Genomic DNA, 26,192 nt, shown 5'->3' with positions numbered 1-26,192 from the left:
GTCGCCGGCCCCGCTGGCCGCACCCCGGTAGAGCGCGCCGGCGAGCACCAGCCCGGGCTCTCATGAGAAGGCACCCTACCGAGCCCGATGATCAGGTCGGGACGGCTCACCGGTGTCGTGACGCCGCGCCGACCGGACGCTCCCGGTGGGTGACCGGCCGGGATGTCAGCGCACGCCGCGCAGCCACCACCGCTGCCACGGCGTCTCCACCGCGCGCCGGTGGTAGTGGGAGCGGACCCAGGCCACTGCCCGCGCGGGCGGCAGCCCGTCCAGCACGGCGAGCGCGGCGAGTGCGGTGCCGGTGCGCCCGACGCCGCCGTGACAGGCCACCTCGACCCGCTCCCCCGCGTACGCGCGCCGCCACGCCTCCCGCAGCGCGTCGAGGGCGTCGGCGCGGTCGGCCGGGATCCAGAAGTCGGGCCAGCGGACCCGCCGGACCGGCCATTCCGGCTCGGGACCGGGCGCCAGCAGCAGGGCGAAGTCGGCGGGCGAACCGGGCTCGGCGACCCGGCGTCCGCGCACGGTGGCACCCCCGGGCAGCGTGAGCAGGCCGGCCTGGTCGGTCCACGGTGTCGCGTCCATGGCTCATTGTGTCGTGTCGGCCGGACACGTGAGTGCCCGCCGGACCGGGTCCGGCGGGCACTCACGATCGAGCCGGGTCGTCCCCGGCGCGCCTCGGATCAGCCGAGGCGACGGCGGCGCCAGGCCATGGAGGCCAGGAGCAGCACCGCACCGGCGGCGGCGAGGCCTCCACCGAGCTTCAGCGGCGTGCCGATGCTGTCACCGGTGACCGGCAGTCCACCCTTGTGCGGCGGCCGGGTCGGCCGCGGCGGCAGGACGGTGCCGGTGGCGCTGGCGATCCGTCCGGACGTCAGACCGGTGGCGGTGAACGTGTACCGGCCCGGCCGGGTCGGCCGGTAGGTGACGGTGAAGTTGCCGCTGGCGTCGGCCGTCACGGTGAACGTGGTCGGCGCCGGCTGCGGCTGGGCACGGTTGGGCGTATAGGCGACAGGCGCCATCGCCACCGTGCTGCCGTCGCTGCGCCGCGCGGTCCCCTCGGCCGGGGCGGCCGCGGGCAGGCCCGAGATCGCCACGTCGATCCGCACCGACTCGTTCGGCGCGAAGTTCGAACCCCGCAGGGTGAACGTCTCGCCGAGCCGGATGGTGGTCGGTGAGACGGTCAGCGACGCGACCTCGGGCGGGTAGACCGGGGGCTGCGGCTGCGCCGCCCCGGCCGCGGTCGGCACGGCCGCTACGGCCAGGCCCACCGTGAGCGCCATGATGATGCGGGATAGCCGCATGATGGTTTCCCTCCTACTGTTCACAGCTTGGTGCGTTGACTACTTGGGTGGTCCATGGGGTGACGGTGGGCGTGTGCACCAGCTCGGCCGTCCCGGCGCCGGTCTTGCCGGTGAGCACCGTGACGTCGAGCGTCCGGGTCTGCCCCGGGCGCGTCTCCACGTTCGCCACCGCAACCTGGCGGCGGCCGTGGGTGCCACTGCCCATCGCGGTGTCCCGCCCGTCCAGCCGGCCGGTGAGCACGGCGCCGCCGGTGGGCGTGTGGACGGAGACGAAAGTGCGTGCGGTGTACTTGTCGCCGGCCAGAGCAAGCCCGGTGACCGACTTGCTCAGGCCCGACTTCGGGGCGGTGGAGTGCACCGTGACCCGCAGCCGCAGCTCACGGCGCCCGTCCGGGTGGCATTCGCCGACCGTCACGGTGGCCGAGAACCTGAGGTAGTAGCCGAGCTTCGCGCCGCTGCCGTCGTTGAGGAACACGCCGACAGTCGGCACGGAGTCCTTCTCCGGGAGCTGACCGGCCAGTCGGCTGCCGGCCATTGCGCGTTGCTCCTCAGATCGGACACTCCAGAACAATATCCGACGTTCATTGATTGAACGGGTAAAAACGGTCAAAAGTGCGCGCGGGTCGACCGTCTTGGTGAACAGGGTGTCGAAGACGCCCGAGGCGGCCTTGGTGAAGTACTCGTCCTGGTCCTTCGTGTCCAGGTCCCGGTACGAGTCACTGAGGAGCGTCCGTACGGCGGTGGCGGCGCCCAGCGACGGCCCGTCCGGCACGTTCACCGGACCCACGACGCCGAGCAGGTACGACAGGACCACCGGGTCGACCGCCAGGACCCCGTCCACAGTGGTGCCGGTCCGGCGGCGCACCATGTCCCGGTAGAGCGCGGCGGCGGCCGGGAAGTCCGGGTTGAGGTTCACGTCCGCCGGATAGATGCCCGGCAGCTCGCCCCAGAGCCGCTGCGCCTCCGCGTCGACCTTGAGTGGCGGGTCGAAGAAGCGCAGGTCCGACGAGCTGCCCTGCTTCACGAGGCGGATCCGCCCACCCTCGGCGCGCAGGACGGCGTACGCGCCGAACATGCCACCGGTGGCGCGCAGCTCGGCCGGGTTCTGCGAGACCAGCAGATAACTGCGCGGTCCGTCCGCGCCGAGCAGCGGCGGCAGCAGCCGGGCGCCGCGGTCAGCCGCCGAGGTCAGCTCGCCGAGCTGGTCCAGCTCGGCGCGCAGCGCGGTGACCGCGTCGCGTACCTGCGTCACGAGGTCACCGGTGGGCACCTGCCGCAGCCGGTCGGCGGTCCGGCGTACCGCCTGGTCGGCGGCGGAGACCTCGGCCGAGACGGCGCGCAGGCGGGCCAGATCCAGCTTGCCCTGCTTCGGCACCAGCGAGGCGAGGTCGACGCGCAGCAGCGTGGGGAACGCCAGCCGGGCCAGATCGTCCACCGCCACCGAGATCTGCCGCACCGCGGCGAGGTTGTCCCCCGCGTACGGCGTCTGCTGGCCGACCCACCACACCGGATCCCCGGTCTCGCCGCGCGCGGCGGCGGCCTGCTCCTGCAATGCGGCGAGCGTGCGCTGGGCCCGGGCCACGTCGCCGTCGAGCACCTGGGCGCTGAGTTCCCGGGCCAGCCCGGCGGCGTTCACCAGGTGAGCGCGGGCCTGCCAGCCCCGGAACGCGACCCAGCCACCGGCGCTGAGCAGCACCGACACGACGACCAGCCCGGTCAGCAGGATCCGGCGGACCCGGGTGCGCCGGCGCCGTCGCGAGCGGCGCCGCCGGACGGGCGTGGCACCAGGTCCGCTCACGGATTCCCCCTATGCGTCGGTCGAATCAGACACAATTCGCGATCGAGTGCTTTTTAGCATGAAAAAGTGCCTGTTCGGGGCGTTATTCGATACTCTGGCGATTTAACTGCTGTGTGCGAACTTTGTTCGGTTCGACGGTCGCTCGGCCGCCTCGTGCAGCAGCGCCTCGATCCGGTCCACACCGGCCCGCATCGACATGTCCCGCAGGTACGCGTCACGTCCCCGCCTGCCCATGTCGAGCCGGGCGGCCGGCGGGATGGCGGCGGCCAGCCAGAAGCGGTCGGCCAGCGCCGCCCAGTCCTCCGGCGGGCAGGACAGACCGGCGCGGGCCCGCTCCACCACCTCCGCCGTCTCCCCCGCCGCGGAGGCGACCACCGGCGCGGCGCAGGAGAGCGCGGCCTGGAGCTTGCCGGGCACCCGGCCACGCAGCTCCGGCAGGTCGCGCTGGGCCACGAGCTGGTAGTCGGCGGCGGCGTAGAGCTGCGGCATGTCCACCGCGGACCGTCGCTCCAGGAACCGGACGTTGTCCGCGCCGAGGTCGGCGGCGAGCCCTCGCACCCGCCGCTCCTGCGGACCCGAACCCACGAGCACCAGATCCATCCGGTCGCCGAGCGCCGCCGCCGCGCGGACCGCCGTCTCCAGATCCTGGCGCCCGCCGATCGTCCCGGCGTGCATCACCACGCAGCGGTCGTCCCGGCGGACCAGCCGCCGCACGGCCGGACCGGCCTGGGTGGGCCGGAAGATCCGCTCGTCGGTCCAGTTCGGCGCGGCGCGCACCCGGGCCGGGTCGGCCCCACCGGCGCGGACGAGATCCGCCATGAACGGCGAACCGACAGCCACCACCGCCGACTCCCGGTAGAGGCGGCGGGTGGCGGCCTCCAGCCGCGCCGGCCACCCGCTGTCCTGCGCCGAGCGCCCGTCCCGCTCCGTCCACACGTCCTGCACGTGCAGCACGGTCGGCGTACGGCCGAGCAGCCGCAGCAGCCCGGTGGCCGCGAACGTGACCGCCGGATGGCCGTAGACGTAGAGCACGTCGACGTCGCGCAGCAGGCCCCGGCCGGCGAGCGCGGCGCTACCGGCGAAGGAGAGCCAGCTCGCGGCGCGGGCACGGGCGGAACCGTCGCCCGCGGCGTACCGGGGCACCCGGCGCACGGTCAGCCGCTCGCTGTGCGTCTGGTGCCGCCAGCGCTGCCGCCAGCCGGGATAGACGTGGCCGCCCGGGTAGTCCGGGAAGCCGGTGAGCACCCGTACCTCGTGGCCCCGGGCCACCAGCTCCTCGGCCAGGCTGCCCGGGACGAACGCCGGCTCCGGCGGGAAGTGGTAGGTGAGGATGCCGACCCTCATGACCGCGCTCCCGGCGCGGCTTTCCGGACGGCCGGGCACCGCAGCGCGTACCATTCCCGCATCCCCTCTGCGTCCGGCCGCGACCGCCGGAAGAACGCCGTCGCGGCACCCTCCGTCGCGACCGTGCCGACGAGAGGGGTGCAGATGGTCGACGAGGTGCTCTTCGTCTGCCACGCGAACATGTGCCGGTCACCGATGGCGGAGTTCATCGCCCGCCGGATGCTGGCCGGCCTGCCGCTGGCGGTGGCCAGCGCGGGGACCGACGCGATCGACGGTGCTGCCATGCACCCGTACGCGGTCGAGGTGACAGCGGCCACCGGCGCGGACCCGGCGGCCTTCCGCACCCGCCGGCTGCGCGCCGAGCACCTGACCGGGGCGGCGCTGGTGCTGACCGCGACCCGCCGGCAACGCTCGGCCTGCACCTCGCTGGCGCCGGCCGCGCTGACCCGGACGTTCACGCTGCGGCAGTTCGCCCGGCTGGCGGCCGAGGCCCGCCCCGCCGAGGCGGAGGCGGGCACGCCGTTGCGGGCAGCGGTGTCGGCCGCGGTCCGCGCCCGGGGGCGGCTGCAACCCGCCGCCCCCGACGCGGAGGACCTGCGCGACCCGATCGGCGGTTCGCCCGCCGACTTCCGGCGCTGTGCCGAGGAGATCGAGCGGTCGATCCGGCCCGTGCTCGCACTCATCGCGACAGCCGGGTGAGTTCCTGCGTCCGGTCGCCCACGGCCTTCGCGCCCCGCCGGGTGCCGGCCCGGTCGGCCGGTACGGAGGGCGCCGCTGGCGGCACGACCACCTTGTACGCCTCGTACTGGTAGGCGTCCGACTTGGCCACCTTGGCCATGTTCAGCACGCAGCCGAGCAGGCGCACCGAGACCGAGCTGAGCGCGTGCGCCGCCGCCGCGACCTGGCTGCGGGAGGTACGCCCCTGCTGGGTGACCAGGAGCGCGCCGTCGGCCTGCACGGCCACCACCACGCCGTCGGTGACCGCCAGCAGCGGCGCGGTGTCGATGACCACGATGTCCGCCGAGTCCCGCAGCGCGACCAGCAGGTCCGCCATGGACTTGGAGCCGAGCAGCTCGCTCGGGTTGGGCGGGGTGGCGCCGCTGGGCAGCACCAGCAGGGACTTCTCCCCCCAGCGCTGCACCACGTCACCGACCTGGACGTCGCCGACGAGCACGTCGGTGAGGCCGACGCCGCCGTCGAGCCCGAGGTAGTCGGCGACCTTGGGGCGGCGCAGGTCGGCGTCGATCAGCAGCACCCGCCAGCCCGCCTCGGCCAGCGCGATGGCGGTGTTGCAGGCCATCGTGGTCTTGCCCTCGCCCTGCAACGCGCTGGTCACAGCGATGACCCGGGCCGGCTCGTGCACGTCCACGAAGCGCAGGTTGGTACGCAGCTTGCGGACCGCCTCGGCCCGGGCGGAGGTGGCCGCGTCGCCGACGATCAGCGGCGCCGACCGCGCGCCGGTCTCGTACGGGATCTCGCCGAGCAGCGGACTGCCGGTCACCCGTTGCAGCCCGGCGCCGTCGCGCATCCGGACGTCGGCCACCCCGCGCAGCACTGCGAGGCCGACGCCGAGCAGCAGGCCGAGCAGACCGCCCAGGACCAGGTTGCGGGTGGGCTGCGGCGAGACCGGGTTGGAGGTGACGCGGGGACCGCTGACCACCTCGATCTTGATCGGCGGGGCCTTGCCGTCCGGCGGCGTCTCGACCTTGCGGACCAGATCGGTGAACTTCGTCGCGAGCGTCTCGGTGGTCTTCAACGCCCGGGTCTGGTCGGTGTCGGTGATCGTCGCCTGGAGCAGGACCGTGCCGGCCGTGGCGGTGGTGTGGATCCGGCTGCGCACCTGGTCGGCGGTGAGGCCGAGCGGCGCGTCGGCGACCACGCTCTGCGCCAGCCGGTCGCTGGTGAGCAGGTCACCGTAGGACTTCACCCGCTGCTGGAGGAAGAGGCTGCCCTGGTAGGCGTCGGTGACCCCCTGGCTGGGCGTGGTGACGAAGAACGTCACCGAGGCCTCGTACCGAGGCGCCGTCCGGACCGTCACCAGCGCGGCGGTGCCCAGACCGAGCATCACCGTCACCAGCACGATCCACCAGTGGCGTCGGACCAGGCGCAGGTAGCCGAGAACGTCCATCACGCTCCCCCTCGCGACACGCCGGTCTGCCGATGAAACTGCACGAAAGCCCCCTAAAAACACCAGTCGCCGTGCCAGGATCGAATCGCCTATTCACGACGTTACGTGACTGGACGACAGTAAACGACCGAACAGGCACAGACGGTCTAATCCTTTCAATACGGATAGGACGTAGAGGGCAGCCCATGGATCGTGACGCGATCACAGCCGTTCGACCCGCCGGCCGGATCACCCACCGCGCCGCCACCCTTTCCCTGTTAACGCTGGACACGGCCGCGTGGTGCGGAGGTTTTCTCGGCGCCGCCTGGACGCGGTACGAATTCGACCTCACCGCCGCCGCCAGCGCCCGTACGCTCGGCATGGCGCTGGCCTGCGCCGCGCTGTACGCCGTGCTCACGCTGCTGCGGTCCCGGCTCTACGGCCGGTATCCGATCGGCAGCGCCGGCGACGCGCAGGGCCTGGCCACCACCGTCGCGCTCGTCGCGGCCGTCGGTTTCGTCGCCCTGCTGCCGTGGACGCAGCACCCGGTGCCGGCCAGCACGCCGCTGATCGGCGGCTCGGTCGCACTCGTGGTGATGGCGACCGCCCGGGGAATCTGGCGGGCCCACGCCGACCGCCGGCCGCCCGCCGCACGACACGCCGAGCGCTGCCTGATCTACGGGGTGGACGCGGCGAGCGAGCGGCTCGTCCGGGTGCTGCTGCACGACCCGGACAGCAGCTACCGGCCGGTGGGCCTGCTCGACGACGCGCCCGACAGCCGCGGACTGCGGCTGGAGCGGCTGCGCGTGCTCGGCGGCCGGGAACAGATCGCCGCCGCCGTCCGTGCCACCCGGGCGAGCACAGTCATCTTCTCGATGAGCGGCTCGGATCCGCAGCTGCTGCGCGACGTCCGGACCCGCACGCTGGAGGCCGGCGCGGCGTTCAAGGTCCTGCCGCCGGTACGCGAGGTCCTCGACCGCCCGGTCGCCGCCACCGACGTACGCGACCTCCAGCTCACCGACCTGCTGGGCCGCGCGCACCGGGTGGCGGAGCTGAGCGTGGAGCGCGGCGGGCTGGCCGGGCGCCGGGTGCTCGTCACCGGCGCCGGCGGCTCGATCGGCTCGGAACTGTGCCGGCAGATCGCCCGCTGCGAGCCGGACGAGCTGATGATGCTCGACCGGGACGAGTCCGCGCTGCACGCCTTGCAGATGTCCCTGCACGGGCGCGCGCTGCTGGACGGGCCGGAGCTGATCCTCGCCGACATCCGCGACGCCGAGGGCATCGCCCGGGTGATCGCCGACCGGCAGCCCGACGTGGTGTTCCACGCCGCGGCGCTCAAGCACCTCACGCTGCTCCAGCGCCATCCCGGCGAGGCGATCAAGACCAACATCCTGGGTACGCTGAACGTGCTGGAGGCGTGCCGGGATGTCGCCGAGTTCGTGAACATCTCCACCGACAAGGCGGCCAACCCGGCGAGCGTCCTCGGCTACTCCAAGCGGATCACCGAACGGCTCACCGCCTACCACGCGCAGCGCCTGGACGGCCGATACCTGAGCGTCCGGTTCGGCAACGTGCTCAGCAGCCGCGGCTCGGTGCTCACCGCGTTCCAGGCGCAGATCCGGGCCGGGGTGCCGATCACCGTCACCCACCCCGATGTGACCCGCTACTTCATGACCGTGCAGGAGGCGGTGCACCTGGTGCTCCAGGCCGCGACGATCGGCCGGGGCGGCGAGGCGCTGGTGCTCGACATGGGCGAGCCGGTCCGGATCGCCGACGTGGCGCGCCGGCTGGCCGCCGAGGCGGACCGCCCTACGGAGATCGTCTTCACCGGCCTGCGACCGGGCGAGAAGCTGCACGAGCACCTGTTCGGCGCCGACGAGGTGGACAGCCGGCCGCTGCACCCACTCATCTCCCACGTCCCCGTGCCCGAACTGGACCCGGACGAGGTGCGCGGGCTCGACCCGTACGCCGACCCGGACGAGCTGATCAAGCGGATGGCCGCGTTCTGCGACCCGGTCGGGGCCACCCTGCCGGCCCTGCCCGGACAGCGCTGACCCGCCGGCCGACGGGACGCCCACCCAGGTGGTGAGACGGGCGTCCCATCGGCCGGCTCGGCTCGCCGCCGGTGGCGGCGCCCGTTAGGGTTGATCCAGGTGTGCCGGGAAGCCTGGTCGGCGATGGTTCCGCCGACCCCAGCTTCCGAACGGACGCCGCATGCCCCAGCACACCCCGCACCGCTCCCGCCTGCTGTCCCGCCGCTCCTGGCCGGAGGCCCGCTTCCTGGCCGACGTGCTGCGCACCGAGACCGTCGGCGGCGGCCTGCTGCTGCTCGGCGCGGTGCTCGCCCTGATCTGGGCCAACTCGCCGTGGCGCGCCACGTACGCCGAACTGAGCCACTGGGTGCCCTGGCCCGGCGGCGCCGGCCTGCACCTCGACCTCGACCTGCGCACCTGGGCCGCCGACGGGCTGCTGGCGATCTTCTTCTTCGTGGTCGGCCTGGAACTCAAGCGCGAGTTCGTCGCCGGTGACCTGCGCGACCCCCGGCGGGCCGCATTGCCGGTGGTCGCCGCGCTCGGCGGCATGATCGCGCCCGCGCTGGTCTACCTCGCGGTGACGCTCAGCGCCGGCGGCACCGGCCTGCGCGGATGGGCCATCCCCACCGCCACCGACATCGCCTTCGCGCTCGCCGTGCTCGCCGTCATCAGCTCCCACCTGCCGCAGGGGCTGCGCGCCTTCCTGCTGACCCTCGCCGTGGTCGACGACCTCTTCGCGATCACCATCATCGCGGTCTTCTACACCGACGGGTTCCACCCGCTGCCGCTGCTCGCCGCGCTGCTGCCGATCGCCGCGTTCGGGCTGCTCGTGCAGCGGCGGCGGACCTGGTGGTGGGCGCTGATCCCGCTCGCGGTGACCGCCTGGGCGCTGGTGCACGCCTCCGGTGTGCACGCCACGGTGGCGGGCGTGCTGCTCGGCTTCACCGTGCCGGTGCTGCGCGGACGCGACGGCGCACCCGGTCTCGCCGAGCGGCTGGAGCACCGCTGGCGGCCGGTCTCCGCGGGCCTGGCCGTACCGGTCTTCGCCTTCTTCGCCGCCGGGGTGACGCTGGTCGGGGTGGACCTGGGCGGCGTGCTCACCAGCCCCGTGGTGCTCGCGGTGGCCGCCGGGCTGGTGCTCGGCAAGGTGATCGGCGTGTTCGGCTCGACGTACCTGCTCGCCCGGTTCACCAGGGCCGAACTGGACGAGGAGATCACCTGGGCCGACCTGGCCGGGCTGGCGCTGCTGGCCGGAATCGGGTTCACCGTGTCGCTGCTCATCGGCGAGCTGGCGTTCGGCGCCGGCAGCCCGGAGGAGGACGGCGTCAAGGTGGCGGTACTGCTCGGCTCGCTCACCTCCGCGCTGCTGGCCTCGGTGGTGCTGGTCCGCCGCAACGGGTCGGCGCGGTACGCCTCAGCGCCGGCGCTCGGCCGGGCGCGGCTCGCGCCTGCGCTCCGGTTCCTCGAGCGCCTCGGCGGCCGGGGCGGTGAGGTCGTCACCGGGCACGGCCACCTGCTCGGCGCGGTCCTGCTCGTCCTCGCGCCCGCCCGGCGGCGGCTCCGGCGCGGTGGCGCCCCCGGCGAAGCCGTACTCGTTGGGCTCGTCGTGCCTGCTCATGGGCGGAACCTCCCGGTCGTGCCGATTCGTCCTCCGCCGGGCGGTCACCGCCACGGCGCTCACCCGGGCTACTTACCCACCGATGCGCTCTCCGATCATCGGGCGCCGCCGCACTACTCACGTCGGTTCCGCTCACGTCAGCTCGGAGACCGCCTCGAAGATCAGCCAGAGGCCGCAGATGGCGAACAGCACCGCCGCGCCGTAGCGGATGGTCCGCTCCGGCAGGTGCCGGCCGAGCATCCGGCCCACCAGGATCGCCAGCGCGTCCGCTGCGACCATGCCGAGCGTCGACCCGAGCCAGGTGCCGAACCAGCCGTACTTGGTGGCCAGCGTGATGGTGGCGAGCATGGTCTTGTCGCCCAGCTCGGCCAGGAAGAACGCCACACCCACGGCGATGACGGCGGACCGGCCGCCGCGCTCGGCCTTGCGCTTCTCCTCCTCGGTCAGCCGGTCGCCGCGCAGCGTCCAGGCGCCGAAGCCGAGGAACGCCAGACCGGCGATGAGCGAGATCCAGTCGGTGGGCAGTGCGGCGTTCAGGCCGTACCCGATGGCCACCGAGGCCAGGTGGACGACGGCGGTGGCGATCGTGATGCCGATGAGCACCGGCACCGGCTTGAACCGCGTGGCGAACGTCAGTGCCATGAGCTGGGACTTGTCGCCCAGCTCGGCGACGAAGATGACGCCGAAGCTGACCACCAGCGCGACGAGGAAACCCTCCATGTGAACCTTCCCGATCAAGCCGGGAGGAGGAACGGGGGCGCCCTCGACCCGGCTGCGACAGCCTGAGTCGAAGGTCTCGCCCGCCCCGGAGACCGGGGCCGCGTGGCCGGATGCGGAACGCACCAGTGTGTCGACCACGACATTGGGGGCTACTCCCCTTCGCGCCGCCAGCCTAGCCGATCACCGGCCGCCCCGGTCACCGGGTGTGGGCGGGGCCACGGCGGCCCTCAGTCGGCCCGGGCCAGGCTCACCCCGAACAGCCCGTCCGGGTCGGTCCAGAACGCCCGCCGGTCGAACCCGGCGGCGGTCAGCTCGGCTGCGATCCCCTCCGGCCGGAACTTGGCCGACACCTCGGTCCGCAGTTCCTCGCCGGCGGCGAACACCACGTCGGTGTCCAGGACCCGCACCCGGGCCGGGTGCTCGGCGCGCAACCGCATCTCGATCCACTCCCGGTCGGGATCCCAGACCGCCACGTGCCGGAACGCGTCGACGTCGAAGTCCGCGCCCAGCTCACGGTTGATCACCCGGAGCACGTTGCGGTTGAACTCGGCGGTCACGCCCGCCGCGTCGTCGTACGCGGGCACGATCACGCCCGGGTCCTTGACCAGGTCGGTGCCGACCAGCAGCCAGTCGCCGGTCTCCAGCGCCGCGCGCATCGCGGTGAGGAACTCGGCCCGCTCCACCGGCAGCAGGTTGCCGATCGTGCCGCCGAGGAACGCCACCAGACGACGGCCGCCGGTGGGCAGCCGGTCCAGGTGACGGGTGAAGTCACCGACGATCCCCCGCACCCGCAGCCCCGGGTACGCGGCGGCGATCTGCTCGGTGGACGACCGCAACGCGCTCACCGAGACGTCCAGCGGCACGAACGTGCCCAGGTCGCCGTGGCGGGTGAACGCGTCGAGCAGCAGCCGGGTCTTCTCCGACGAGCCCGAACCCAGCTCGATCAGCGTCTTCGCCCCGGTCATGGTGGCGACGTCGTCGGCGTGCGCGGCCAGCACCGCCCGCTCGGCCCGCGTCGGGTAGTACTCCGGCAGGCGGGTGATCTCCTCGAACAGCTCGCTGCCCCGAGCGTCGTAGAACCACTTCGGCGGCAGCCACTTCGGCGTCGCGGCCAGCCCGACCCGCACGTCCTCCCGCAACCCACGGTCGAGGTCCTGCTGCTCCAGGTGGATCTCCAGCGGCTCCGCGCTCATCGAGTGTCCTCTCTTGCGGTGGGTACGGATCGTCGGACGGCGGTCGTCTCCCGCACGTCGAGCCCGCCCGTGGTCGCCACCACGAGCCGGCCGTCCGGCACGGCCCGCCAGGCCGGGTCGTCGTCGAACGGTTCGGACGCCAGCAGCACCGAGTCCGGGCCGCGGCGCACCGACAGCGCGTGCCCGGCCGTGCTCGCCACCACAGTCGTACCGTCGGTGAGCAGCAGGTTCAGCCGCGAGCCGGGAGCGGCGGCGGCGACCGCCGCGACGGTGTCCGCCACCGCCTCGTCGGGTGGCGCGCCGGCCCGCAGCCGGTGCCGGACCAGCGCCCACAGCAGCGCCGAGTCGGTCGGCACGTCGAGTGTGATCAGGTCGCGCACGGGCAGGCCGGCGGCGAGCGGGACCAGGCTGTCCGGCCAGCCCTTCACCACGCCGTTGTGGCTGAACAGCCACCGCCCCTCGGCGAAGGGCGCCGCGGCGGTCTCGTGCAGCGGCATGCCGACGGTGGCGGATCGGACCGCGGCCAGCACCGCCCGCACCCGCGTCACGGCGGCCAGCTCCGGCAGCGTGGTGTCGCTCCACATCGGCTGGGCCCGCCGGTAGCGGACCGGGTCGCCGTCGTCGGGATACCAGGCGACGCCGAAGCCGTCGGCGTTTATCGTGCCGCCACCACGCATGTCACGCGGTGCCCACGACTGGCGCAGCAGCCCGTACGGCGGGTCGGACAGCAGGCTGCGCAGGAGCACGGGTGGACCGAGGTACGCGAGGTGACGGCACATCGGGCCGGCTCACTCCTCGGGTCCGGTGTCACGGGCGCAGCGGAAACCGCTGAAGATCTGCCGCCGGATCGGGTAGTCCCAGTTGCGGAACGTGCCCCGGCAGGCGGACCGGTCGGTGCCGAACGAGCCGCCGCGCAGCACCCGGTGGTCGTCGCCGAAGAAGACCTCCGAGTACTCCCGGTACGGGAACGCGGTGAAGCCCGGGTGGCCCCGGAACGGCGAGGAGGTCCACTCCCACACGTCGCCGACGAGCTGGTGCACGCCCAGCGGCGAGGCGCCCGCCGGGTACGCGCCCACCGGCGCCGGCCACAGGTGCCGCTGGCCCAGGTTGGCGTGCTCGGTGGCCGGGTCCTCGTCGCCCCACGGGTAGCGGCGGGACCGGCCGGTCGCCGGATCCCAGCGGGCCGCCTTCTCCCACTCCGCCTCCGTCGGCAGCCGCTTGCCGGCCCACGCCGCGTACGCCTGCGCCTCGTACCAGCAGACGTGCACCACCGGCTCGTCGTCGCGTACCGGCGACCAGCGGCCGAACCGGCGGTACGCCCAGCCGTCCCCGTCGCGCCGCCAGTGCATCGGCGCGCTCAGGTCCGCCTCGATCCGGTGCCGCCAGCCGGCCTCGCTCCACCAGCGCGGCTCGTCGTACCCGCCGTCGGCGATGAACGCCCGGTACTGCCCGTTCGTCACCGGCGCGGCGTCGATGACGTACGCGGGCAGGTCGACGGTGTGCGCCGGGCGCTCGTTGTCCAGCGCCCACGGGTCGGTGGAGGTGCCCATGGTGAACGGCCCGGCCGGCACCCGCACCTCCCCGCCGACCCGGGCCCGGGGCTCCGGCGGGGGCGGCGCGTCCAGCACCGGGGCGCCGGCACGCAGCTGGTGGGTGGCGAGCATGGTCTCGTCGTGCTGCTGCTCGTGCTGCACGATCATGCCGAACGCGAACCCGTCGGCGACGAGGGGACGCTCGGTGAAGCGGATGCCGTCGAGCAGGTCGAACACCTTGTCCCGTACCGTACTCACGTACGCGCGGGCCTCGGCCGGGGGCAGCAGCGGCAGCGCCGGCCGGTCCTTGCGGGGCTGCTTGAACGCGTCGTAGAGGTCGTCGATGTCGTGGCGCACCGGGTCGCGGCCGCCGACGTCGCGGACCAGCCACAGCTCCTCCTGGTTGCCGACGTGCGCCAGGTCCCAGACCAGCGGCGACATCAGCGTGGAGTGCTGCCGGACCAGGTCGTCGTCGTCCACCGCGCCGGTCAGCAGCGCGGTACGGGCCCGGGTCCGCTCCAGTTCCGCGGCGATCCGGTCGCGTAGTCGCTCGGTGGTGGTCACCGGTGTCCCCTCTCCGCGGCGGCGCGGTGCCGCCGGATCGCTCGCTGGGTCTCGTCGTGGATGCCGGCCGGCAGGTCGAGCCGGGGCAGGGCTGTCAGGGCCAGGTCGAACAGCGCCGCCGCGGCGGTGGCCAGCGGACGCTCGGCCAGCCCGCACCGGGCCGCCGCGCGCCACCGGTCGGCGACCGGGCCGGCCGCCGCCAGCGCGTCCCGGGTGGTGGCCGGGTCGGCGAAGAGCGCCGCCAGCACCGCCAGCGGCACGGTCCACTCCGGGCCGGGCTGGGTGTCCAGGTAGCGCAGCTCCAGGTAGCCGCGCGGGCGTACCGGCGGGAACAGCGTGCTGAGGTGGTATTCCAGGTCGTCGGTGGTCGGTGGGCGGGGCAGCGCCCCGGCCAGCCAGTCGGCGAACGTGACACCGGGCGGCGCGGTCCAGTCCGGGCCGTCGCCGCGTACGCAGAGCAGCGGCGCGGCCAGCGCGTACCCGGTCCAGGCCGCCACCGGGTCCTCGTCGGCACGCTCGGGCGACCAGACCGGACGGGTCCGGGCCGGATCGATGGCCAGCCAGGTGGCCATCCGGGCGGAGGCCCAGCCGGTGCGGCGGCCGGCGTGCCGGTCGGCGGTGGCGAAGGCGGCGAGCAGCGGCGGGCCGACGGCGTGCGCGGCGGCCCACCGCTGCGCCACGTGGTCCGGTTCGCCCGCGTCCAGGCAGACCTGGAGGCCGGCGGTGCTGTACATCATCGCCCGTCCCGCCGGGCCGCGCCGGTCGAAGGCGCACCGCATGGCCCGGTAGCGCGGGGTCTCCACGACAGGCCGGGGAAGGCGCCAGGGGTCGATGCCGCTGCGGCCGAGCACCAGGCCGGCGGCGTCCAGCCGGGCCCGCAGCTCGGCGACGTCGGCCTCGGTGGCCAGGATGAGCGCGGCGACCGACGATCGCGGTGTCGCGGAGATCTCCACCTGCCCGCCGGGCTCCACGGTCACGGCGCCGCCGCGCCGGAGCTCGTCGGCCGGGCTGGTGGGGTCGAGGGTCACGGGGCTGTGCCGCCCCAGCGCCTCGCGTAGTCGCTCGCGGTCGACCGGCCGGGCCGGGTCCGCGGCGTCGTGCACGGTCCATTCCAGTTCGACGCCGACGAGTGCGGGTGGCCCGGTCTTGAAGCAGATCCGGGCGAGGTGGCCCCGGGCCGCCTCCTCGTCCCCCAGGACGACTGCCCGGTCCAGATCCGGCGACATCACCATGGGACGGCTCCTCCTCGGCGATGGGCGACGACGTCGTGGCGACGCGCCCGGCCGGGACGGCACGGGACGCCGCCCCACCATCCTCTGTCTAGCAGACGAGATCCGCTTGCCCGGGGAGATGAAATTTTGTCCGGAATCTGATTGCGCCGCGGCGGCTCAGCCGTCCGCTGCCGGGCCCGGGGGCGCCGGCTCCGGCGCGTCGGCCGGGTCGTCCGCCGGCACGCCCAGCAGGTTCCGGCAGTAGCTCTCCACCTGCTCGGGGCCGCCGGCGGCAGCCACCAGTTCGGCGTAGCCCGGCTTGGTGAGCGCCTTCTCCCGCTGCCGCTCCGACTTGGCCAGGTAGGCACGGCAGTGGCCGGCCGTCTGCGGCCCGCCGGGCGGGGGTGCAGATTTCCCGGCCGCGGCGCTCGGCGTTCCGGACGGCGCCGGCGTCGGCGACGGAGCCGGTGGCGACGCCGCACCGGACGCGTCACCGGCCGGGGTGCTCGGCGCCGGCCGCGACGGCCCGGTGACGGCCGGGCCGGTGCCGGTCGGGCCGGTGCCGCTCGGTCCGGCGCTGCTGGGCCCGGCCGTCGTCGCGGGCGGGGCCACCGGCTCCGGCTCGCGGTCCAGGCGCACCGCGGCGAACGCCACCCCGGCGACAGCGGTGGCGGCGAGCCCGGACAACGCGGCGGCGATGCGCAGGCGCCGCCGCGCGCGCGGTGCGGCCACCGGTGCGGGCACCGATCCGGCCGCCGGCTGCGTTCCCCGCGCCGCGCGGGCCGCCCGGAAGGCGGCGAGCGCCCGCTCCTCCCCGGCGACCTCGTCCGGGGCGGCCGGCCCGGCGGCGGCGGACAGCAGCCGGGTCAGCGGGTCGGCGTCGGCCACCGGCGGCGTGCCGGCGCGCGCGGCGTCGAGCAGGCGGTCGGACTCCGCCCGGTCGGCGGGCCCGCCGGACCGGCGAGCGTGCATGCCGTCGTCTCCCCTCACGTCAGCCCTCCGCCGGCTCGGCCTCGGGCGCGTGCGGCACCTGGCGGTCGGTACGGGGACGCGGCGCGACGGCGTCCCGGGTGTCGTCCGGCGCGGCCTGCGCCGCCGAGCGCTCCAGCATCGCGGCCAGCCGGCGCAGGCCCCGGTGCGCGGCGGTACGGACCGCGCCGGCCCGCCGGCCCAGCACCCGCCCGGCGGTCTCCGCGTCCAGGCCGATGACGGCCCGCAGCATCACCGCCTCGGCCTCGGCCGGTGGCAGCGTACGGATCAGCGCCAGCGCGCTCTCGGTGGCGATGGCCTCACCGGCCCGGTCGGCGGTGTCGACGTCGGCGGCCAGGTCGTTGAGCGCCTGCACGGGCACCGGCACGGAGGGACGCCGCCGCTGCCGGCGCAGGTGGTCCATGGCCCGGTTGCGGGCGATCGTGACCACCCAGGCGCGGAACTCGCCACCGGTGAACGACGGCAGGTCGCGCGAGATCTGGAGCCACGCCTCCGAGGCCACGTCCTCGGCGTCCGCGCCGACGAGCGCGGTCAGGTAACGCAGCAGCGCGGGCTGCAGGCTGCGGTAGAGGAACCGGAACGCCTCCTCGTCGCCCGCCTGCGCCCCGGCGACCGCCTCGTTCAGTTCGGCCGTCACGCGCGCCGCCCCACCCGAATGACGGCCCGGAGCCGGGCGTCAACGGGTGCCAGTGACCACACCGCCATCCGCACTCGGCCCCCCGGTGAGCTGATCGGGCACCCGCACGAGGGTGCGGTGCGCCGTGGAAACTGCCGCGCGCGGCACGGGCGTCGGCGGGACATACCGTACCGGCGTCCGGGGGAGGCCGGGAGTCGGGCCGACGCCGGGGCGGGCGGGATGCGTCGGCAAGCCTCCGCACGGCGGAGAAACAGAGAGAAATGTCTACCTGCGCCACCGGCGTGTCGGGGTAANCGGTACGGCGGTCCGGGAGCGCGGGGGCGCGTCACTTTCTGGCCGATCGTACCGGGTCGATCACGATCAGCCGATCGGCGTCCCGGGTGCCGGACACCCGGCCGAACGGCCGGCCGGACCGGCCGCCGATATCGCGGGAAATACTTCAGGCCTGCTGTGGGTACGGTATGGGGGTGCTGTCCTCAGACGTCGTACTCAGCGGTCGGTACCGCCTTGATGACCGTGTCGCCACCGGCGGCATGGGCGACGTCTGGCGTGCCACAGACCTTGTCCTCGGTCGCCCGGTCGCGGTGAAGGTCCTGCTTCCCGCCCTGGTGTCCGACCCCGACTTCATCGCCCGGTTCCGTTCCGAGGCCCGGATCATGGCCTCCCTGCGCCACCCCGGCGTGGTCCAGGTCTTCGACTGCGGTGAGGACGACCTGCCCAGCGGCGGCCGGGCCGACTACCTGGTGATGGAGTTCGTCGCCGGTGAGCCGCTGTCGCGGCGGATCGAGACCGCCGGGTGCCTCGAGGTCGCCGAGACCATGTCGATCGTGGCCCAGGTGGCGCAGGCCCTGCACGCGGCGCACGGCCGGGGCATCGTGCACCGGGACGTGAAGCCGAGCAACCTGCTCGTGCAGGACGACGGCACCGTGGTCCTGGTCGACTTCGGGGTGGCCCGCTCGACCAACGTCACGAGCATCACCAGCACGAACGCGGTGCCCGGCACCGCCCTCTACATGGCGCCGGAGCAGGCCGCCGGGCGGCCCGTCTCGGGCGCCACCGACGTGTACGCGCTCGGCGCCGTCGCGTACTGCTGCCTCACCGGCAGCCCGCCGTTCACCGGCGACAACCCGCTCCAGGTGGCCGTACGCCATCTCGACGACGAGCCGCCGGAGCTGCCGGCGGAGATCCCGGCGTCGGTGCGGGAGCTGGTGTCGCGGGCGCTGGCCAAGGATCCGGCCGACCGCTACCCGAGCGCGGCGGCGATGGCCGACGCGGCGCGGGCCGCGCGTACCGACTCGCCGACCGCGACGGTGGCGCTGCGCGGTGCGGCGGGCCAGGCGCGGTCGCGGGACGACCAGCCGGCGGTCCGCCCGGGTGCCGCGGTGGCGACGTCGCGGCGGCGGGGCCGGCGCGGCACGCTCGTCGGTGCGCTGGGCGCGGTGCTGGTGGCGATGGGCGCGCTGGGCGCGCTCGTGGCCGCCGCGAACGACACGGCCGAACCGGCCACGAAGATCGACAAGACGGCGCCCGCGGTGGCGCCGAGCGATCCGGCCGCGGAGCCGGTCGCCGACGAGCCGTCGGCGGACGACGAGTACACCTACCGCCCGGTCGGTCCGGGCGGCCGGCCGTCGGCCACACCGTCGGTGACGCCGAGTTCCTCCCCGACCCCGTCGGCGCAGCCGAGCGTGACGGACGAGCCGGCCCCGTCGGCCGAGCCGAGCAGCACGCCGTCCAGCGCGCCCACGACGACGGCACCCACCACGCCGCCCGCGCCGGACCCGACCACCGCCGACCCCGGCACCGGCACCGGCGGCGGTGACACCGGCGGACAGCCGGCCACGCAGCCCTGACCCACGCACCCACGAGCCGGCCCCGCCCACGGCGGAGCCGGCTCGTCCGTGTCCGGGCGGCGGTGCTCAGTCCGCGCCGAGCGCCCGGTCTGCCCGGCGATCCCCCAGCCTAGGCCCCGCCCTTGTGTCCTCCCCCGCCCGCTTCAGGTCAGGGGGTCAGGAGGGCCTGCATGCGGGTGATCTCGGCGGACTGCTCGACCGCCACCGAGGTGGCGAACTCCTGCATCGGCTGGTCGACGCCGACCTTCAGCAGGTCGGTGGACATGACGATCGCGCCCCGGTGGTGGTCGGACATCATCTGCACGAACAGCCTGTCGAACGCCGCGCCGCGGGCGTCGGCGAGCCGCCGCATCGCCTCGGCGGACTGCATCCCGCGCATGCTGCCGTGGTCGTGCCCGGGCACGTCGGCGGGCAGGTCGCGGGTGCTGAGCCAGGCGCGCAGCAGGCCGACCTCCGGGCCCTGTGCGGCGCGGATCCGCTCGGCCACGGCGCGGATCCGCGCGTCGGCGGCGCGCTCGGGCGCGAGGGATGCCATCTCCAGGGCCTGCTCGTGGTGCGGGATCATCATTCGGACGTACCAGACGTCGAGGCTGTTCCACCGCGGCGTGGTGGCGCCCCGGACCTGCTCGGCGGGGCGGGTCGCGGCGGGCTCCCCCGGCCGCCCCGGCACCACCACGGGTGGCGCCGACGCGGCGGCGCTCGCGCTCGGCGCGGCCGCCGCGGCGGTTCCGGCCGCCTCCGGGGTACGGGCGTCCTCGCGCCCGGCCAGCGTCAGCGCCCCGACCACGACGAGGGTCACCAGTGCTGTGACGCCCACCCACACGCGCGCCTGCCGGCTGGTCATACGACGCCTCCTCCGGTCAAGGTGACAGCGATCCTATCCATAGACGAAAGTTCCCCAGTGTGACCCAGATCACATTGATGGCCGTCTCCAATAGGTAAGGTGTGGCGAATCATGACCCCCTTTCGAAGGGTGTTGCCGATGATCAACATCCGCACGTCTCGTATCCGGATCGTCAGCCTGGCCGCCGCCGGCCTGCTGCTCGCCGGCGTCGTCACCGCGCCGCCGAGCAGCGCCCAGGAGATCCCCCGCGCCCAGGCCGCGCCGGCCACCGTGGACAACGCCGTCCCCGGTGTCGACGAGATCTCCAGCAGCCCCAACCTGCGCCAGGTGGCGAACCTGCCGAAGCAGGCGCCGTTCGACACCACGGCCGCCCTCGGCACCGACATCGCCTTCCAGGGGCGGTACGCGTTCGTCGGCAACTACGACGGGTTCGTCGTCTACGACGTCTCCCGCCCGAGCCGCCCGGCGATCGTGTCCCAGGTGCTCTGCCCCGGCTCACAGAACGACATCTCGGTCCACGGCAACCTGCTGTTCCTGTCGACCGACTCCTCCCGCAGCGACGACTCCTGCGCCAGCACCAGCCAGCCGGCGTCGGTGAAGGAGTCCTGGGAGGGCATCAAGATCTTCGACATCCGGGACAAGCGCAACCCGCGCTACATCAAGTCGGTCGAGACGGCGTGCGGCTCGCACACCCACACGCTGGTGCCCGGCAAGGACAAGCGGAACGTCTACCTGTACGTCTCCTCGTACAGCCCGCGGGCCGAGTTCCCGGACTGCCAGCCGCCGCACGACTCCATCTCCATCGTCAAGGTGCCGGTGAAGAACCCCACCACGGCCTCCGTGGTCGCCACGCCGAACCTCTTCCCGGACGGCGGCTACCCGGGCATCCCGGGCCAGTCGTCGGCCACCACCGGCTGCCACGACATCACCGCGTACCCGTCGAAGGACCTGGCCGCGGGCGCCTGCATGGGTGACGGCGTCCTGCTGGACATCAAGAACCGCGAGGCGCCCCGGGTGATCGAGCGGGTCACCGACGCGGAGAACTTCGCGTTCTGGCACTCGGCCACGTTCAACAACGCCGGCACCAAGGTCGTCTTCACCGACGAGCTGGGCGGCGGCGGCGCAGCCACCTGCAACGAGGTGGTCGGCCCGAACCGCGGCGCGGACGCCATCTACGACATCACCGGCCGCGGTGACGCCCGCAAGCTGGAGTTCCGCAGCTACTACAAGATCCCCCGCGTCAACGCGGACACGGAGAACTGCGTGGCCCACAACGGCTCGCTGATCCCGGTGCCCGGCCGCGACATCATGGTCCAGGCGTGGTACCAGGGCGGCATCTCGGTGTGGGACTTCACCGACTCGCGCAAGCCCAAGGAGATCGCCTACTGGGAGCGCGGGCCGCTGGACGCCTCGCAGCTGCGTACCGGCGGGTCCTGGTCGGCCTACTGGTACAACGGCCACATCTACTCCAGCGACATCCAGAAGGGACTGGACGTGCTGGAGCTGCGTGACCCGCGCACCTGGCTGGCGCAGTTCCTGCTGGTGCCCGAGCTGAACGTGCAGACGCAGGCCGGTTACCTGAGCTGGTGACCCGCTGACCGTGGCCGGGCCCGGCGTTCCCCTCACGGGGGCGCCGGGCCCGGTGCTGTCCCGGGAGGGAAACGGACACATGCCGGTGACGATCGACGACCGGACGGCGGTGCCGAGCGACGCCCGGATCCGGGCTCTGCACGAACGGCTCGCGCCGTCCCGGGAGGCGTTGCACCTCGTCTGGACGCACTGCCGGATCGTGTGCGACATTGCCGGACAACTGCTCGACAGCAGCGGTGCGGACGCGGACGCCGCCCTCGTGCGGGCCGGCAGCCTGCTCCACGACATCGGGGTCTACCGCCTCTACGACGAGGCCGGGCGGCTCGACGAGCGGAACTACGTACGGCACGGCGTGCTGGGCCACGCGCTGGCACGGGAGGCAGGGCTGCCCGAGGTGATCGCCCGGTTCTGCTCCCGTCACACCGGCGTCGGGATCACCCGGGCGGACGTGCGCCGGCAGGGCCTGCCGATCCCGGCCGACGACTACACGGCCGTCACCGCCGAGGAACACCTCGTGATGTACGCCGACAAGTTCCACAGCAAGACCACGCCACCGGCGTTCGTCTCCGCCGCCTCCTACGCGGTCGCCGTGCGGCGCTTCGGCCCGGACAAGGTCGACCGGTTCGCGGCACTCGTCGAGCGGTTCGGCGAGCCGGACCTGCCCACGCTCGCCGCCAGGTATCGACAGCCGATCGTCTGAGGGGGCGCGGCGCCGCAGCCGTGGTCAGTCGCTCATCGGCAGCCGGTAGTCGCGGGTGCCGCCGCCCGCCGTGACCACCCGCACCTCGCCGCTGCGCAGCCCGTACGTCACCGACCAGCGGGTGTGCGACTGGCGTACCGCGTTCAGCAGCCGCAGCGCACCGGCCGCGTCCACCACCCCGCCGGTACGGTCGAGTTCCTTCGCCAGCACCCCGTACCTGTGGTCCTGGCGCAGTTCCCGGTCCGGCACGCCGACCGCGGGCACGTTCGTCAGCGCCTGCCACGGGCCCTGCCGCCGGTCCACGGTGAGCTTCCCGTCGACGAACTCCACCACGGCGGACGCGCCCGTCGCGTCCGCCAGCAGGTAGTGCAGCGGCGGCCCGCCGTCGAAGTCGAGGTTGTAGCGCCGGAACACGGCGACCGCCTCGTCCACAGTGGCGGCCGAGTCGAGCACCAGGCGCAGGATGCGCACCGAGCCGACCTTCGGCAGGCCGGGCACCGGCTCGGCGCGGGCCCCGTCGTCGGCGGCCAGCCCGACCGCGAGACCCCGCTCGTTCATGCCGTCGAACGGCAGCAGCGGCGCGTCCAGCAGCCGCCGGTCCCCGGTCGGGTCGGCGGACACGCCCAGGTACGAGATGTCGACGAGGGAGATCGAGGCGTACCCGTCCGGCGGGTCGGTGCGCAGCACCAGCGCGGGATTGGGCTCCCAGTCGAAGTTGCGGGCGAACAGCGGCCGGTCCCGGTCGGCCAGCGCGGCGAACAGCGAGCAGCCGAACGGGCTCGGCGGCGTGGACCCGGCCAGCCCGGCGGTCGGGTCGTAGTCGCCGTCGTACGTCATCTCGTACATCGGCAGGTCGTCAATCTTGCGGAGGCTGGCCAGGGTCCGCTCGACCTGCGCCGGGTCCTGCCGGGACGCGGTCGGTGAGCCGGCCGCGGCCGGTGGGCCGGACCGGCGGCTCTCCCCGCAGGCCGTGGCGAGCAGGAGCAGCGCGAGCCCGCCGGCGATGAGGGTCCTCCGCATGACTGCGACGCTAGAAGAGGCGTCCGCCGATGTCCATCCGGGACTCGGTCAACTCCGCACGATCGCGAACATCCAGCAGCCGTACACCACGTTGCGGCTGTGCAGCTGGTCCACCGCCGGGTCGGCGAACAGCTCCGCGATCACCGCCTCCGGGTCGCCGCCGTCGTGTCGCCGTCCGCCCACGATGCGGCCCCGGCTGTCGTACGCGCGCAGCACCTGCTCCCGTCCGCGCCACTGCGACGGGTACGCCGTCACGTCGTCCGGGCCGGCGCAGCCGGCGGCGTGTGCGAACACCGGCCCCACCTCCCGGTACGGGCCCGGCGGCAGCGGCGGGGCGTACCCGAACAACAGCAGCTCCTCGTCCGGCCGGGCGTCGCGCAGGCAGCAGCGCAGCGGCTCGCCGCCGGTGGCGCGCCGGTGCTCGGGCGGCTGCCCGGTGGCGTCGCGGCCGGTGCGACGCAGCTCGGCGAGCGTCCCGGCGGGCAGTGGGCGGATCAGAAACGCGGTACGGGTGGTCGTCACGGTCCCAGCCTGGCGCCGCCCGGACCGCGGCGCTGGCGGTGATCGGACCTGGCGTTCGGGTACCGCGAAAATGCGCGCCGAGCGGGCACCCGCGGGCCGCATCCGGCGCCGACAATGACCGGATGGACGTCGACGACTACCGGACCCACTCCCCGTACAGCGATCCCCGCCACCACGCGGCGCTGCTCGACGCCGTTCCCGCCGACCTGCCCACCGTCGCGGCGACCGCCCGCAACGTGATCGTCCACTACCGCGCCGGTGGCGTGGAGCTGCCGGACGTCCGCCGGGCCGAGGTGAACCTGCGCTGGCTGGACCGCATCCTCGACACCGACCAGTCCCGGTTCCCGCTGCCGCTGACCGCCGAACGCCCGGCCGTCGAGCGGGTCGCCGGCTGCTGCCGGGACCACACGGTGCTCACCGTCGCGGCGCTGCGCCAGCACGGGATCCCGGCCCGCAGCCGGATCGGGTTCGTGAGCTACTTCTCCCCGGACTGGCACCACGACCACGTGCTCGCGGAGTGGTGGGACGGCGAACGCTGGGTCTGGTCCGACCCGGAACTGGACCCGGCCGTCGACCGGCCGTTCGACGGCTACGACATCGACCCGGAGGCGGGGCACTTCGACTCGGCGGCCCGGGTGTGGCTGGCGTACCGGGCGGGCCGGATCGACCCCGGCACCTACGGCGTGGACCCGTCGCTGCCGATCCGGGGCGACTGGCTCGTCCACGACTACGTGCTGCTGGAGCTGGCCCACCGGCACAAGGACGAGGTGCTGCTCTGGGACGGGTTCGGTGCGATGACCGAGGATCTGACCGGTGCCGACCTCACGCTCGTCGACGAGGTCGCCGCGCTGCTGGTGGCAGCCGACCGCGGCGACGCCGCCGCCGGGCGGGAGCTGGCCCGGCGGTACGCCTCGGACGCCCGGTTGCGTCCGGGCCCGACTGTGCACTGCGTCGACCCGGTCTCCGGCATGGCCGCCGACGTGGACCTGCGACGCTGACCGGGCTCACCCGGGCAGGGGCGCCTCGTCGCCTCGGGTGCGGCGCGGGTTGACCAGCCGGCGGACCATCGGGGCGGCGTTCCAGCGGGCCGCGCCGACCAGGTCCCGGGCGTGTTCCAGCACCGTGTAGTCGGGCCGGGCGATGCCCTCGGCGATGGCCCGGTCGAGGTCGTTGCCGCAGCGGGTGAGCACGCTGTCGAAGTCCCGGCGGACCGGTTCCAGAAGGTCGTAGCCGAAGGAGCGGTGCAGCCGGGCGAACAGCGGTTTGTAGAGGCGGGCCCGCTCGTGCAGCCCGGACGAGTACGACATCGGGTTCTTCGGCCGCTGCCGGACGTAGGAGGGCAGCACGTCCGCGAAGGCCCGCCGGACGATCCACTTCTCCTGCCCGTCGCGCAGTTTGACGTCCAGCGGCAGCCGCATGGCCAGCTCGACGACGCTGAGGTCGAGGAACGGCACCCGGGCCTCCACGCCGTGCGCCATGCTGGCCCGGTCCACCCGTTGCAGCTCGGTCCGGCACAGGTTGCGGATCTTGTGGAGGAACAGGCGGCGGGACCGCTCCGGGCCGACCCGGTGATACATCGGGTACCCGCCGAACAGCTCGTCCGAGCCGTCGCCGGTGAGCACCACCCGGACGCCCAGCTCGCACAGCCGCCGGAAGATCGGCACCGAGACGACCGCGTTGATGATGTCGCCGTACTCGGTCAGCTCGGAGACCCGGATCGCCTCGCGCACGTCGGCGAGCCGGATGTCGCGGGGCCGCAGCTCGATCACCTCGTGCGGTACGCCGAGGTCGGCGGCGAGCCGCCGGGCGTACGCGACGTCCGGGCTCTCCGGCACGCCGATGGTGACCGCCACGCAGTCCGGGTGCAGTTCCCGGGCGTGCAGCAGCGCCAGTGAGCTGTCCAGACCGCCGGAGAGCACCACGCCGACGGTGAGGTCGGTGTCCAGCCGGGCGCGCATGGCGTCGGTGAGCGCGACGCGGACCAGCAGGGCCGCCTCGTCCGGGTCGTCGATCACCGGCAGGCCGTCGCCGAGGGTGAGCAGGTCGACGTGCGGACCGACCCGGACCGGGCGGCCGGGCTCGACCCAGCCGTGGTGCCCGGGCGCCACCTCGCCGATCGGCGCGCCGTGTCCGACCAGCGCCTTGACCTCGGAGGCGAGGTGCAGGCAGCCGGGCAGGCGGGACCAGTAGAGCGGCTTGACGCCGAGCGGGTCGCGGGCCAGGTACGTCCGGCCGGTGTCGCGCTCGACGATCACGAACGCGTACTCGCCGCGCAGCCGGCGGACCGCGTTCTCGCCCCACTGGCGGAACGCGGTGAGCACCACCTCGGTGTCGCCCGCGGTGATGAACCGGTGGCCCAGCCGGGTCAGCTCGGCGCGCAGCTCGTGGTGGTTGAAGATCTCGCCGTTGAAGCAGAGCAGGTGCCGCTCGTCCGGCGACATCCACGGCTGGACGGACCGTTCCCGGTCCACGATCCTCAGCCGCCGTACGCCGGCGAGCAGGCCGTTCTCCTGCCGGGTCTCGGTGACCTCACCGCGCGGCGCGAGCGCGGCGAGCATCCGCCGGAAGGTGGCCGGATCCGCCTCGGGGCCGATGCTCAGCGCGATGCCGCACACCGG

General features: G+C 74.1%; 23 protein-coding genes and 1 pseudogene. 7 read left to right on the top strand and 17 right to left on the bottom strand.

Features of this window, described 5'->3' with window-relative positions:
• Window positions 1–165 precede the first annotated feature (165 nt).
• From ABD52_RS19095 to ABD52_RS19080, 4 genes are all read right to left on the bottom strand, one after another.
• On the bottom strand, window positions 166–582 hold the full coding sequence (locus ABD52_RS19095; RefSeq protein WP_013286550.1) for a protein-tyrosine phosphatase family protein: 417 nt from the start codon (window positions 580–582) through the stop codon (window positions 166–168).
• Window positions 583–680: 98 nt separating this feature from the next.
• Window positions 681–1,301: a hypothetical protein gene (locus ABD52_RS19090; RefSeq protein WP_013286551.1), complete on the bottom strand. Its 621-nt coding sequence runs from the start codon at window positions 1,299–1,301 to the stop codon at window positions 681–683.
• Window positions 1,302–1,314: 13 nt separating this feature from the next.
• Complete coding sequence (locus ABD52_RS19085; protein ID WP_047892705.1) at window positions 1,315–3,099, bottom strand: DUF4012 domain-containing protein; 1,785 nt, start codon at window positions 3,097–3,099, stop codon at window positions 1,315–1,317.
• Between the two features lie 102 nt (window positions 3,100–3,201).
• Entirely contained in the window at window positions 3,202–4,443 is a 1,242-nt protein-coding gene (locus tag ABD52_RS19080) for a glycosyltransferase family 4 protein (RefSeq protein WP_047892704.1), read from the bottom strand.
• A gap of 123 nt (window positions 4,444–4,566) precedes the next feature.
• Here ABD52_RS19080 and ABD52_RS19075 point away from each other — a divergent pair, with 123 nt between their 5' ends.
• Window positions 4,567–5,142 (top strand): low molecular weight phosphatase family protein, encoded by a 576-nt coding sequence (locus tag ABD52_RS19075; protein ID WP_235437496.1) that lies wholly within the window; start codon window positions 4,567–4,569, stop codon window positions 5,140–5,142.
• Here the strand turns inward: ABD52_RS19075 and ABD52_RS19070 are convergent.
• Window positions 5,123–6,571 carry a polysaccharide biosynthesis tyrosine autokinase gene (locus tag ABD52_RS19070; RefSeq protein ID WP_013286555.1) on the bottom strand — a complete coding sequence of 483 codons (1,449 nt, stop codon included), beginning with the start codon at window positions 6,569–6,571 and terminating at the stop codon, window positions 5,123–5,125. The two genes, ABD52_RS19075 and ABD52_RS19070, sit on opposite strands and share 20 nt — an antisense overlap.
• 185 nt (window positions 6,572–6,756) lie before the next feature.
• On the opposite strand from ABD52_RS19070, the gene ABD52_RS19065 reads away from it, so the two are divergent.
• Both ABD52_RS19065 and nhaA read left to right on the top strand, forming a co-directional pair.
• A complete protein-coding gene (locus tag ABD52_RS19065; RefSeq protein WP_047892703.1) occupies window positions 6,757–8,604 on the top strand; it encodes a nucleoside-diphosphate sugar epimerase/dehydratase in 1,848 nt (615 codons plus the stop codon).
• Window positions 8,605–8,764: 160 nt separating this feature from the next.
• Window positions 8,765–9,979: pseudogene (nhaA, locus tag ABD52_RS19060) on the top strand (Na+/H+ antiporter NhaA); the annotation flags it as partial.
• An 18-nt stretch (window positions 9,980–9,997) separates the two neighbouring features.
• Here the strand turns inward: nhaA and ABD52_RS40870 are convergent.
• The 8 genes from ABD52_RS40870 to ABD52_RS19030 all read right to left on the bottom strand — a co-directional run bounded on the left by ABD52_RS40870 (window position 9,998) and on the right by ABD52_RS19030 (window position 17,048).
• Window positions 9,998–10,201, bottom strand: coding sequence for a hypothetical protein (locus tag ABD52_RS40870; RefSeq protein WP_082171327.1), 204 nt, complete (start codon window positions 10,199–10,201; stop codon window positions 9,998–10,000).
• Window positions 10,202–10,333: 132 nt separating this feature from the next.
• A complete protein-coding gene (locus tag ABD52_RS38330) occupies window positions 10,334–10,921 on the bottom strand; it encodes a TMEM165/GDT1 family protein (protein WP_013286559.1) in 588 nt (195 codons plus the stop codon).
• 227 nt (window positions 10,922–11,148) lie between these two features.
• Window positions 11,149–12,114 (bottom strand): L-histidine N(alpha)-methyltransferase, encoded by a 966-nt coding sequence (gene egtD, locus ABD52_RS19055; protein ID WP_013286560.1) that lies wholly within the window; start codon window positions 12,112–12,114, stop codon window positions 11,149–11,151.
• Window positions 12,111–12,893: an ergothioneine biosynthesis protein EgtC gene (gene egtC / locus ABD52_RS19050; protein WP_013286561.1), complete on the bottom strand. Its 783-nt coding sequence runs from the start codon at window positions 12,891–12,893 to the stop codon at window positions 12,111–12,113. The genes egtD and egtC overlap by 4 nt, the downstream gene beginning before the upstream one ends.
• 9 nt (window positions 12,894–12,902) lie before the next feature.
• Complete coding sequence (gene egtB, locus ABD52_RS19045; protein WP_047892702.1) at window positions 12,903–14,210, bottom strand: ergothioneine biosynthesis protein EgtB; 1,308 nt, start codon at window positions 14,208–14,210, stop codon at window positions 12,903–12,905.
• The gene (gene egtA / locus ABD52_RS19040; RefSeq protein WP_047892701.1) at window positions 14,207–15,442 is read right to left on the bottom strand and encodes an ergothioneine biosynthesis glutamate--cysteine ligase EgtA; all 1,236 of its coding nucleotides are present in this window, start codon (window positions 15,440–15,442) and stop codon (window positions 14,207–14,209) included. Before egtA ends, egtB begins: the two co-directional genes overlap by 4 nt.
• Window positions 15,443–15,598: 156 nt before the next feature.
• Window positions 15,599–16,411: a hypothetical protein gene (locus ABD52_RS19035; RefSeq protein ID WP_047892700.1), complete on the bottom strand. Its 813-nt coding sequence runs from the start codon at window positions 16,409–16,411 to the stop codon at window positions 15,599–15,601.
• 1 nt (window position 16,412) lies between these two features.
• On the bottom strand, window positions 16,413–17,048 hold the full coding sequence (locus ABD52_RS19030; RefSeq protein WP_013476621.1) for an RNA polymerase sigma factor: 636 nt from the start codon (window positions 17,046–17,048) through the stop codon (window positions 16,413–16,415).
• Between the two features lie 461 nt (window positions 17,049–17,509).
• On the opposite strand from ABD52_RS19030, the gene ABD52_RS19025 reads away from it, so the two are divergent.
• Window positions 17,510–18,898 carry a serine/threonine-protein kinase gene (locus ABD52_RS19025; protein ID WP_013286566.1) on the top strand — a complete coding sequence of 463 codons (1,389 nt, stop codon included), beginning with the start codon at window positions 17,510–17,512 and terminating at the stop codon, window positions 18,896–18,898.
• Between the two features lie 148 nt (window positions 18,899–19,046).
• Here ABD52_RS19025 and ABD52_RS19020 read toward each other — a convergent pair whose 3' ends face one another.
• Window positions 19,047–19,742 (bottom strand): DUF305 domain-containing protein, encoded by a 696-nt coding sequence (locus ABD52_RS19020; protein WP_047892699.1) that lies wholly within the window; start codon window positions 19,740–19,742, stop codon window positions 19,047–19,049.
• Between the two features lie 138 nt (window positions 19,743–19,880).
• Here ABD52_RS19020 and ABD52_RS19015 point away from each other — a divergent pair, with 138 nt between their 5' ends.
• Both ABD52_RS19015 and ABD52_RS19010 read left to right on the top strand, forming a co-directional pair.
• Window positions 19,881–21,332 (top strand): LVIVD repeat-containing protein, encoded by a 1,452-nt coding sequence (locus ABD52_RS19015; RefSeq protein ID WP_013286568.1) that lies wholly within the window; start codon window positions 19,881–19,883, stop codon window positions 21,330–21,332.
• 79 nt (window positions 21,333–21,411) lie between these two features.
• The gene (locus tag ABD52_RS19010) at window positions 21,412–22,032 is read left to right on the top strand and encodes an HD domain-containing protein (RefSeq protein WP_047892698.1); all 621 of its coding nucleotides are present in this window, start codon (window positions 21,412–21,414) and stop codon (window positions 22,030–22,032) included.
• Between the two features lie 24 nt (window positions 22,033–22,056).
• On the opposite strand, the gene ABD52_RS19005 is transcribed toward ABD52_RS19010, so the two are convergent.
• Both ABD52_RS19005 and ABD52_RS19000 read right to left on the bottom strand, forming a co-directional pair.
• On the bottom strand, window positions 22,057–23,052 hold the full coding sequence (locus ABD52_RS19005; RefSeq protein ID WP_047892697.1) for a carcinine hydrolase/isopenicillin-N N-acyltransferase family protein: 996 nt from the start codon (window positions 23,050–23,052) through the stop codon (window positions 22,057–22,059).
• Between the two features lie 48 nt (window positions 23,053–23,100).
• Window positions 23,101–23,574, bottom strand: coding sequence for a DUF1203 domain-containing protein (locus ABD52_RS19000; protein ID WP_013286571.1), 474 nt, complete (start codon window positions 23,572–23,574; stop codon window positions 23,101–23,103).
• Between the two features lie 122 nt (window positions 23,575–23,696).
• On the opposite strand from ABD52_RS19000, the gene ABD52_RS18995 reads away from it, so the two are divergent.
• Window positions 23,697–24,572 (top strand): transglutaminase domain-containing protein, encoded by an 876-nt coding sequence (locus ABD52_RS18995; RefSeq protein ID WP_047892696.1) that lies wholly within the window; start codon window positions 23,697–23,699, stop codon window positions 24,570–24,572.
• A gap of 6 nt (window positions 24,573–24,578) precedes the next feature.
• On the opposite strand, the gene ABD52_RS18990 is transcribed toward ABD52_RS18995, so the two are convergent.
• Complete coding sequence (locus ABD52_RS18990) at window positions 24,579–26,189, bottom strand: asparagine synthetase B (RefSeq protein ID WP_047892695.1); 1,611 nt, start codon at window positions 26,187–26,189, stop codon at window positions 24,579–24,581.
• Window positions 26,190–26,192: the final 3 nt, after the last annotated feature.

Origin of the sequence: Micromonospora sp. RV43, from assembly GCF_001029515.1 — a bacterium.
GTDB lineage: Bacteria > Actinomycetota > Actinomycetes > Mycobacteriales > Micromonosporaceae > Micromonospora > Micromonospora aurantiaca.
This window is presented reverse-complemented; position numbering and strand designations above follow the sequence as displayed.

Coding starts and splice junctions, on each gene's coding strand:
- egtA (WP_047892701.1), bottom strand. CDS start 15,442: ATGGTGATGTCGCCGGATCTGGACCGGGCAGTCGTCCTGGGGGACGAG.
- ABD52_RS19065 (WP_047892703.1), top strand. CDS start 6,757: ATGGATCGTGACGCGATCACAGCCGTTCGACCCGCCGGCCGGATCACC.
- ABD52_RS19080 (WP_047892704.1), bottom strand. CDS start 4,443: ATGAGGGTCGGCATCCTCACCTACCACTTCCCGCCGGAGCCGGCGTTC.
- egtC (WP_013286561.1), bottom strand. CDS start 12,893: ATGTGCCGTCACCTCGCGTACCTCGGTCCACCCGTGCTCCTGCGCAGC.
- egtD (WP_013286560.1), bottom strand. CDS start 12,114: ATGAGCGCGGAGCCGCTGGAGATCCACCTGGAGCAGCAGGACCTCGAC.
- ABD52_RS40870 (WP_082171327.1), bottom strand. CDS start 10,201: ATGAGCAGGCACGACGAGCCCAACGAGTACGGCTTCGCCGGGGGCGCC.
- ABD52_RS38330 (WP_013286559.1), bottom strand. CDS start 10,921: ATGGAGGGTTTCCTCGTCGCGCTGGTGGTCAGCTTCGGCGTCATCTTC.
- ABD52_RS19010 (WP_047892698.1), top strand. CDS start 21,412: ATGCCGGTGACGATCGACGACCGGACGGCGGTGCCGAGCGACGCCCGG.
- ABD52_RS19015 (WP_013286568.1), top strand. CDS start 19,881: ATGATCAACATCCGCACGTCTCGTATCCGGATCGTCAGCCTGGCCGCC.
- ABD52_RS18995 (WP_047892696.1), top strand. CDS start 23,697: ATGGACGTCGACGACTACCGGACCCACTCCCCGTACAGCGATCCCCGC.
- ABD52_RS19020 (WP_047892699.1), bottom strand. CDS start 19,742: ATGACCAGCCGGCAGGCGCGCGTGTGGGTGGGCGTCACAGCACTGGTG.
- ABD52_RS19070 (WP_013286555.1), bottom strand. CDS start 6,571: ATGGACGTTCTCGGCTACCTGCGCCTGGTCCGACGCCACTGGTGGATC.
- ABD52_RS19090 (WP_013286551.1), bottom strand. CDS start 1,301: ATGCGGCTATCCCGCATCATCATGGCGCTCACGGTGGGCCTGGCCGTA.
- ABD52_RS19095 (WP_013286550.1), bottom strand. CDS start 582: ATGGACGCGACACCGTGGACCGACCAGGCCGGCCTGCTCACGCTGCCC.
- ABD52_RS19005 (WP_047892697.1), bottom strand. CDS start 23,052: ATGCGGAGGACCCTCATCGCCGGCGGGCTCGCGCTGCTCCTGCTCGCC.
- ABD52_RS19025 (WP_013286566.1), top strand. CDS start 17,510: ATGGGGGTGCTGTCCTCAGACGTCGTACTCAGCGGTCGGTACCGCCTT.